Source organism: Methanosarcina sp. (genome assembly GCF_035390745.1).
Lineage (GTDB): Archaea > Halobacteriota > Methanosarcinia > Methanosarcinales > Methanosarcinaceae > Methanosarcina.
This window is the reverse complement of record NZ_DAOOUJ010000088.1, coordinates 1-9564: the sequence shown is the minus strand read 5'-3', so window position 1 is coordinate 9564 and position 9564 is coordinate 1. Positions and strand designations below refer to the sequence as shown.

The window sequence follows — 9564 nt, the reverse complement described above, 5'->3', positions numbered from 1 at the left end:
ATTAAATAACTGCAGATTCAGGCGATACATTCTGAAAAATAAACATATCTGCAGGAATTTCAAAACACAAGAAATTTAATAGTTTAAGTAGTGAACTGGACTGGAGTTATTACCGTCTAATGTGTGAGTAAATTCTACCGGATGACTGCAGATGGAAGAAGCCAATAAAAAAGAACTGAGTGAAAGGGATATTTGCTCGAAGTTTATCACACCTGCGATCAAACAGGCTAACTGGAAAGAACGCCAGATCCGGGAAGAAGTAAACATCACTAAAGGCAGGATTATTGTAAAAGGCTCATCTGTGAGCAGAGGAAAACCAAAGAGAGCCGACTATATTCTTTCCTACAAATCCAACATTCCTCTTGCAGTGGTGGAAGCAAAGCGGAACATATACACGGTTGGGGAAGGTATGCAGCAGGCGCTCACTTATGCCGAGATGCTGGGCATCCCCTTTGCTTTCAGCTCGAATGGAGATGCCTTTTTGCTCCACGACAGGACAGGCACTCTCGGAAAAATAGAAGAGGAAATTTCTCTGGACAGATTCCCTTCCCCGGAATATCTCTGGCAGAAGTACTGCGAATGGAAAGGGCTTGACGAAGGCAGGCAGAAAATCGTAACCCAGGACTACTTTGCTGATTTCAGGAAACCTCTGCGCTATTACCAGAGAATAGCAATTAACCGAACAGTAGAAGCTATTGCAAAAGGGCAGGACAGAATCCTGCTCGTGATGGCAACAGGCACGGGAAAAACTCTTACGGCTTTTCAGATTATCTGGCGCCTCTGGAAGGCAGGAGTGAAGAAAAGAATCCTTTTCCTGGCAGACAGGAACATTCTTGTAGACCAGACAAGGATCAACGATTTCAAGCATTTCGGAAACGCCATGACAAAAATCCAGAACCGGGAAGCTGAGAAATCCTACGAAATATATCTGTCCCTTTATCAGGCAGTTTCCGGCACAGAAGAAGAGAAAAATATCTACAAACAGTTTTCTCCGGATTTTTTTGACCTTGTGATTGTGGACGAGTGCCACAGGGGAAGCGCAGCTGAAGATTCGGCATGGAGGGAAATTCTGGAATATTTTTCCTCTGCAACGCAGATAGGGCTGACTGCAACCCCTAAAGAGACAAAGGATATCTCCAACATCCATTACTTCGGAGAGCCAATTTACACATATTCCCTGAAACAGGGAATTGAAGATGGTTTCCTTGCGCCTTACAGGGTTGTACGCATAGATCTTGATAAGGACCTTGAAGGCTGGAGACCGGAAAAAGGCAAAACGGACAAATACGGCAGACAGATTGAGGACAGGATTTACAACCAGAAAGACTTTGACAGGGACCTTGTGCTTGAAAAAAGGACAGAGCTGGTTGCAAAGAAGGTAACAGAATTTTTGAAGGCAAACGACCGTTTTGACAAGACCATCGTTTTCTGTGAGAATATAGACCACGCCGAGAGGATGAGGGAAGCCCTTGTTAACGAAAATCCTGACCTTGCAGGAGAAAACCGGAAGTATGTTATGCGGATTACAGGGGATAACCAGGAAGGAAAAGCCGAGCTTGACAACTTCATTAGCCCTGAGAGCCGCTACCCTGTTATTGCCACGACCTCGAAACTGATGAGTACAGGAGTGGACGCCCAGACCTGCAAGCTGATAGTGCTCGACAAGCGCATCCAGTCCATGACCGAATTCAAGCAGATTATAGGCAGAGGGACACGGATTAATGAGGACTACGGAAAATTCTATTTTACAATAATGGACTTCAAGAAAGCGACAGAACTGTTTGCAGACCCCGATTTTGACGGCGAGCCCGTGGAAATCTACGTACCGGGAGGAAACGGGAACGGCGGATCCAGAAATCCGGAGGGGGAAACGGACAGAGAAAAGTACTTTGTGGACGACGTTGGCGTTGAAATCCTTACCGAGCGCACGCAGTACTATGGACCGGACGGAAAACTGATAACGGAATCCCTGAAGGATTATACCCGTAAGACCATGCTCAAAGATTTTGAATCGCTTGACTCATTTCTGAAACACTGGAACGAAGCCGAGAAGAAACAGGTGATCATTGCCGAACTTGAAGAGAAGGGAATTTTGCTTGATGCCCTTTCAGAGGAAGTAGGAAAGGACTTTGACCCCTTTGACCTGATCTGCCACGTTGCCTTTGACCGACCACCTCTGAGCAGGAAAGAAAGGGCTGAGAAGGTGAAAAAGAGCAGCTACTTCAGCAAATACGGGGAACAGGCACAGGAAGTCCTTGACGCGTTGCTTGACAAGTATGCAGACGACGGGATTGAAAACCTTGAGAATATGAGTGTCCTTAAGGTGCAGCCCTTTGACAGGATAGGGACACCACTTGAGATTGTGAAACTTTTCGGCGGCAAGAGTAACTACCTTGCAGCGGTCAGAGGGCTTGAATCACAGCTTTATACACAGGAAGCCTGAATGCTGGAAAACTGCTTTCTATAAGCCCAGCCGCTGAAAGCTCTATTCGAAGGACTTATGTTAGAATATTGAGTTACTGAATGTAAAATTGATTAAATATAACTCGGGAAAGAAAAACATGTCTCTGGACACAACGATAAAAACAATTCAGGATATTATGCGAAAAGACGCAGGCGTGGACGGAGACGCCCAGCGCATAAGCCAGCTTGGCTGGATGCTGTTCCTGAAAATATTCGATGCAAGGGAAGAAGAATACGAACTGGAAGACGAAGAATATGTCTCTCCCATCCCTGAAGAACTGCGATGGAGGAACTGGGCGAAAGACCCGGAAGGCATAACCGGCGACACCCTGCTGGATTTTATTAATGAAAAGCTCTTCAAGACCCTGAAAAACCTCACGTTTTCCGAAGACGACGACCCGAGAGGTTTTGTGGTGAGGGACGTTTTTGAGGACTCGTACAACTACATGAAAAACGGAACCCTGATCCGCCAGATCATTAACAAGATTAATGAGATCGATTTCACGACTTCGAGCGACCTTCACACCTTCGGTTCAATTTATGAGAAAATCCTCAAAGACCTCCAGAGCGCAGGCAACGCAGGCGAGTTCTACACCCCCCGCGCAGTCACCCAGTTTATGGTGGACATGGTTGACCCGAAGCTGGGCGAAAAAGTCCTTGACCCTGCCTGCGGGACAGGTGGTTTTTTGACGAGCACAATTGAGCACATCCGCGAAAAATACGTGAAATCCGTCGAAGACCACCGCATTTTGCAGGAATCGATCTCAGGCGTTGAGAAGAAGCAGCTCCCGCACCTGCTCTGTATTACCAATATGCTCCTCCACGGAATCGAAGTCCCTTCCCGCATCCGCCACGACAACACCCTCGCCCGCCCGCTCCGAGACTACACCCCAAAAGACCGCGTGGACGTGGTTGTTACAAATCCACCTTTCGGAGGTATGGAGGAAGACGGTATAGAGACAAATTTTCCGGCAAATTTCCAGACAAGAGAGACTGCTGACCTTTTCCTTGTCCTTATTATGCATATTTTGAAAGACGGAGGCAGATGCGGGATAGTCCTCCCTGACGGAACCCTTTTCGGGGAAGGCGCAAAGACCCGAATCAAAGAAAAACTGCTTCAGGAATGCAACCTGCACACGATTGTCCGCCTCCCTAACGGCGTTTTCAACCCCTACACCGGCATAAAGACAAACCTCCTCTTTTTCACGAAAGGCGAACCGACAAAAGAAATCTGGTACTACGAACACCCCTACCCCGCCGGCTACAAGTCCTACTCCAAAACCAAACCGATGCGCATAGAAGAGTTCGCCCCGGAAAAAGCCTGGTGGAACAACAGGACAGAAAACGAATTTGCTTGGAAAGTCAAAGCCGAAGACGTGATCGCCAGCAACTACAACCTCGACATCAAAAACCCCAACACCGTTGAAAATGACCACGGCGACCCCGAAGAGCTGCTGAAAAAGTACAAAACCCTCCTTTCCGAAATCGAAGAAACCCGCACCGCCCTCAAAAAAGAACTTATGGACGCCCTGGCAGGGAAAAACACATGAATCAGGACGTTTTTTTCAAAAACTTCGAGCTGCTTGCCGATGCACCGAATGGTGTGCAGAAATTGAGAGAGCTTATTTTGCAGCTTGCGGTTATGGGAAAACTTGTGCCTCAGGACCCGAATGATGATCCGGCATCGGTTTTGCTTGAGAAAATTAAGGCTGAAAAAAAGAAACTGATAAAGGAAGGAAAAAGTAAAGGATCAAAATTAATAAGTTCTAAAGATGCTGATCAGATTCCTTATGAAATTCCTTCAAATTGGGAGTGGACTACTCTTTCAGAATGTGGATTGATAAATCCACGCAATGATATTTCTGACGAAAAAGAGGTTTCATTTATCCCTATGACATGTATTTCTGAGAAATACGGACAAAAAGTTGAAATGGAAATCAGAAAATGGGAAGAAATAAAAAAAGGCTTTACACATTTTGCTGAAAATGATGTAGTTCTTGCAAAAATAACTCCTTGTTTTCAAAATGGGAAATCCGCTGTTATGAAAGGATTAAAGAATGGATTTGGGGCTGGAACTACAGAATTACATGTGTTTAGACCTTTAAAGGAATTAATCATCCCTAATTTTGTCCTAATTTACATAAAGTCTCCAGATTTTATCTATGGAGGCGTTCCAAAAATGACAGGATCTGCAGGGCAAAAAAGAGTTCCTAAAGACTATTTCTCAGAAAATCCTTTTCCTCTTCCACCCCTCGCCGAACAAAAACGCATAGTCTCCAAAGTAGACGAACTGATGGCTCTCTGCGACAAACTCGAAGCCCGTCACCAGAAAAAGCAGGAGATTCAGAGCAAACTCAACAGCGCTGCCCTTGAAAGGATGCTCAGCGCAGAAAATAAGGAAGAATTTGAACAGTACTGGCAGCGTATTTGTGAAAATTTTGATTTATTATATGACAACCCTGAAAATGTTGAAAAATTGAGGCAGGCAATTCTCCAGCTTGCGGTTCAGGGAAAATTAGTGCCTCAAAATCCAGAGGATGAGCCGGCGAGTGTTTTGATTGAGAAAATTGAAACTGAGAAAAAGAGATGCATCATATCCAAAGAAATACAGGATGATAAGAAATTATCCACAATTATGAAAGAAAATCCTCCTTGGATAATACCTCCATCATGGAAATGGATAAGGCTTCAAGAAATTTTTGAAATAACAAGGGGAGGATCACCTAGACCAGCAGGGGATCCGCAATATTTTGGAGGAAATATACCTTGGATTACCGTCAGAGAAATTACTAAGGATTCAGAGAAATATCTCACCATAACGACTGATTTCCTAACAGAACTGGGTTCAAAAAGAAGTAGGTACATATATCCTTCAGATCTGTTGCTGACGAATAGTGGCGCTACTTTAGGAGTACCAAAAATAAGTCAAATAAAAGGATGTATAAATGACGGCGTTGCCAGACTGAATTGCTTCCACGATTTAATTTCCAAAGATTATGCCTATTATTATTTATTTCAGCAGACTCGAGCATTCCGTGAAGTAAATCAAGGAATGGGACAACCAAATCTAAATACATCAATTTTAGCTGGATGGTTTTTCCCTCTCCCGCCCCTCAATGAACAAAAACGCATCGTTGAAAAAGTCGAGCAGTTCATGGGCTTGTGTGATGAACTTGAAGCAAAACTAAGGAAGTCTCGGGAAGACAGCGAGAAACTTATGGAAACGGTTGTCAGGGGTTTGTTAGAAGGGGCTGCCACAGAAATATAAAAAAGAAGTTATAACTCTGTCCCGAAAAATCAGTCCTCTTGAGCGAAGCGAAAAGGACACCGTGCTCCCGAAGCGGAACTCGGGGAGCGCAACTCGGGGAAGACAGCGAGATCCTTATGGAAACGGTTGTCAGGGGTTTGTTAGAGGGGGCTGCCGCCGAAATATAAAAAAGTTATAACTCTGTACCGGAAAATCAGTCCTCTTGAGCGAAGCGAAAAGGACACCGTGCTCCCGAAGCGGAACTCGGGTGGCGAAGCATTTACATGCAAAGTGAGCATAGAATGCAGAGAAGCCGACAAAAAGACAGGCACACATAAAAATCTGATTAAAAGACCGAAAGAGGAACAGAAATGGCTGTATGGAAGGGAAAGAAGGTGGTCCTGCATACCACTATGGGTGATATCACCATCGAGCTTTTTGAGGACATGCCGATTACGGCAGGAAACTTTGCAAAACTTGTGGACAAAGGCTTCTATGACGGTGTGATTTTCCACAGGATCATTGACAAATTCATGATTCAGGGCGGAGACCCGACGGGTACCGGTATGGGAGGGCCGGGCTATGAGATCCCTGACGAGTTCACAAAGCACAACAGGAACGACAGGGGTACGATTTCCATGGCAAATGCAGGTCCGAACACAGGCGGGAGCCAGTTCTTCATCAACCTTGTAAACAACAATTATCTTGACAAAATGCACCCTGTCTTTGGAAAGGTAGTGGAAGGCATGGATGTTGTCGATGCCATGGGGAAAGTAAAGACCGATCGGCAGGACCGCCCGAAAACCGAAGTCAAAATATTGAAAGCTGAGCTGGTCTGAAGTTTTCAATACGAAACCTGCTGCTATTCTTTCAGTTTATTATCCCCAAATTTCTATTTTTTTCAATTTTCTTTTTTCCTTACTGTTGTTTCTTATCACCTATTCTAACCAGATTTTCGGATAGGATGATAAAAAATCCCGCACAATATTGGAATGTAAATTATTTTTAGCAAAATAACAGATATTCTTTTTAAAAATTGCTGACTATTCAGGGGAACGATTTCTATGCTGGAAGCAGCCGCGGGATGGGATATTCTGATTGCTGAAGCCCTAAAAGCCAGGTATCTGCGCGAAGGAGAAAAAGGCTGGGAGGACATCTGTGAGAGGGTGGCAAAAGCAATTGCAACAAGCGAAGAAGAATATCTGGAATTCAAAGACCTGATGGTCCGTAAAATCTTCGTCCCGAGTTCGCCAACCCTTATGAATGCTGGTACGGAACTGGGCCAGCTTGCTGCCTGTTTTGTAGTCCCTGTGGAGGACAGTGTCGAGGAAATATTTGATGCCCTCAAAACTGCAGCTCTGATCCAGAAAACCGGAGGAGGCAGCGGGTTCAACTTTTCAAAGGTAAGGCCAAAAGGCTCTCAGGCGCTCTGCGTTGACGGGGTTGCGAGCGGCCCGCTTTCTTTCATGAGGCTCTTTAACGAGGCAACCGAGGTTATCAAGCAGTTCGGAAGGCGCAGAGGTGCAAATATAGGAATTCTGGATGTTTCCCATGACGACATCATCCCCTTCATCAGGGCAAAGCATGTTGAAGGTAGTTTCAGGAATTTCAATCTCTCGGTAATGATACCTGACGATTTTATCCGGCTTGTTGAAGCAGGAAACACCGGCGAGGTATGGAACCCCCGGACAGGCGCAACGGTTGGAGAGATTTTTTCCGAAATTCTTGACGGGATCTGGAAAAACGGGGAGCCCGGGGTTCTTTTTTATGACCGAATAAACAGGGACAACTTCACACCTGCGCTTGGAGACATCACTGCCACAAATCCCTGCGGAGAAGAGCCTCTCCTGCCTTATGAGTCCTGTAACCTGGGCAGTATTAACCTTTCCTCTTTTGTTGAGGAGGGAAAAATCAACTGGGAATCTCTCAGGGAGACAGCCGGAAAGGCAGTCCGCTTCCTGGACAATGAAATCGACATAAATGTTTACCCCATCCCGCAGATTAAGGAGGCAACCCTAAAGACCAGAAAAATAGGGCTTGGAGTTATGGGTTTTCACGACATGCTTTTGAAGCTGGGGCTTCCCTACGACTCGGCAGAAGCCATTGAGCTTGCAGAAAAGCTCATGGGACAGATAAGCCAGTCCGCAATCCTGGAATCAAGAAGGCTTGCAGCAGAAAAAGGACCCTTTCCAGAACATGAAAACTCGGTATGGGAATTTCCCATGAGAAATGCGGCGTTGACCGCAATTGCCCCGACAGGCACTATAAGCATTCTTGCGGGCTGCTCTGCAGGAATCGAACCTGTTTTCAGCTGGGTCTACAGGCGTGCACATACAGTAGAAAAAGAATTTATGCTTGTCCATCCACTCTTTGAGGCACATTTTAAGCCAAAACTTTCGGAACCTGATTACCTCTGGCTCATTGAGCATGTTTATACCGGGGGTACCCTGCAGGACGTAAAAAACCCAAAAATAGTGAACGAAGACGAAAAAAGGCTCTTCAGGTCAGCCCTTGATATTGGCTGGAAGACCCACATTGATATACAGGCAGCCTTCCAGCGCCACTGCCATGCAGGAATCTCAAAGACTATAAACATGCCTGAGAGTGCAAGAAGAGAGGATATCGAGAAAGCTCTTATTTATGCCTGGAAGCAGGGATTAAAAGGGCTCACAATATACAGAACCGGAAGCAGGCAGCATGTGGTCCTCAGTTTAAAAAAGCCCGAAAACCAAAATACCGCGTAAGATGTTATGGAGTGTTAATTCGTCACTCTGTATAAAATAGAATTTTTCTTACAAAGTGTCTAATTTTTTTTACGATGTGTTATATCACTAAAATTTCAGTTATCTTACTAAAAATATATATACATTCGTATCCCCTCATATAGCATGATTGCTGCCTCTAAACACCATCTTGAGTTACTCACTGCATGTGTTATTTATGGTACTGTTGGAATTTTCATGGAATCGCTTGAGAACATGTCTGTAGGCTCCATTATTTTCTATAGAGTTCTTTTCGGGCTTTCAGCCATACTGTGTTATCTTGCAATTACCGGAAACCTGAGCCAGCTCGCATTAAAAAAGAAGAAAAATTACCTGCTTCTTCTAGGAATTTTATATGTTTCGCAGATGTTTTCCTATTATTCTGCAATCCGGTATCTTGGGGCTTCTTCTGCCATCCTTCTTCTTTATACCGACCCCATATATCTGACCTTCCTCGCCCCAATTCTTCTTGGAGAAAAGAACACTGAGAAAACTATTCTTGCCCTTTTCCTGGGTCTAATAGGTGTCTTCTACGTAACAAAGCCTGAAGGCGGTTTTGAACAGCTTGCATTTGGAAGCAGCTATCTTAAAGGTGTGATTTTCGGGCTCTTAGGGGGTCTTTTCAGCAGTGGTGTCATAATCTCTGTCCGTTATCTCAGAAATGAGTACAATGGGCTTACCCAGCTGGTATGGCAGAGTGTAATCAGTCTTGTCTTCCTTTCTCCTTTTGCAGTCTCCACTCCAGTGCATATTCTTGTTGAAAACCTTCATACTCTCATACTTTTCGGGGTCATGATTACAGGTATAGGTGCAGTGTTCTACATTAGAGGAGTTGCAGGTGTAAGCGCAATTACAGGCAGTATCCTTTCCCTTCTTGAGCCTGTATCCTGTATATTTTTCGATTACACGGTTCTGGGAAGCCATGTTCACAGTGGAATGCTTATAGGTTGCTTCTTTATCCTTGCAGCAGCAGTCGTAATAAGCCTTGATAACTCCATATTTCTCAGAAAGTTGGTTTTCGGGGAAAAGATGATCTCAAGCAAAAAAATGCCTTTCTGGAAAAGAGAACTTTTAAGACCACAGGGGAAATAA

General features: G+C 44.8%; 7 protein-coding genes. All 7 read left to right on the top strand.

The annotated features are described in order from the left end of the window. The first annotated feature begins 151 nt into the window (after positions 1–151). The 7 genes from hsdR (at position 152) to PLL47_RS13775 (ending at position 9564) form a co-directional block, all read left to right on the top strand. Positions 152–2443 carry an EcoAI/FtnUII family type I restriction enzme subunit R gene (hsdR, locus tag PLL47_RS13805; protein WP_324447030.1) on the top strand — a complete coding sequence of 764 codons (2292 nt, stop codon included), beginning with the start codon at positions 152–154 and terminating at the stop codon, positions 2441–2443. Between the two features lie 118 nt (positions 2444–2561). Further along, complete coding sequence (locus PLL47_RS13800) at positions 2562–4013, top strand: N-6 DNA methylase (RefSeq protein WP_324447029.1); 1452 nt, start codon at positions 2562–2564, stop codon at positions 4011–4013. Further along, positions 4010–5731, top strand: coding sequence for a restriction endonuclease subunit S (locus tag PLL47_RS13795; protein WP_324447028.1), 1722 nt, complete (start codon positions 4010–4012; stop codon positions 5729–5731). Before PLL47_RS13800 ends, PLL47_RS13795 begins: the two co-directional genes overlap by 4 nt. A 38-nt stretch (positions 5732–5769) precedes the next feature. Further along, positions 5770–5898: a hypothetical protein gene (locus PLL47_RS13790; protein ID WP_324447027.1), complete on the top strand. Its 129-nt coding sequence runs from the start codon at positions 5770–5772 to the stop codon at positions 5896–5898. A 183-nt stretch (positions 5899–6081) separates the two neighbouring features. Beyond that, positions 6082–6549: a peptidylprolyl isomerase gene (locus PLL47_RS13785; RefSeq protein WP_324447026.1), complete on the top strand. Its 468-nt coding sequence runs from the start codon at positions 6082–6084 to the stop codon at positions 6547–6549. A 225-nt stretch (positions 6550–6774) separates the two neighbouring features. Next, positions 6775–8454, top strand: coding sequence for an adenosylcobalamin-dependent ribonucleoside-diphosphate reductase (locus tag PLL47_RS13780; protein WP_324447025.1), 1680 nt, complete (start codon positions 6775–6777; stop codon positions 8452–8454). Positions 8455–8598: 144 nt separating this feature from the next. Next, positions 8599–9564 (top strand): DMT family transporter, encoded by a 966-nt coding sequence (locus PLL47_RS13775; RefSeq protein WP_324447024.1) that lies wholly within the window; start codon positions 8599–8601, stop codon positions 9562–9564.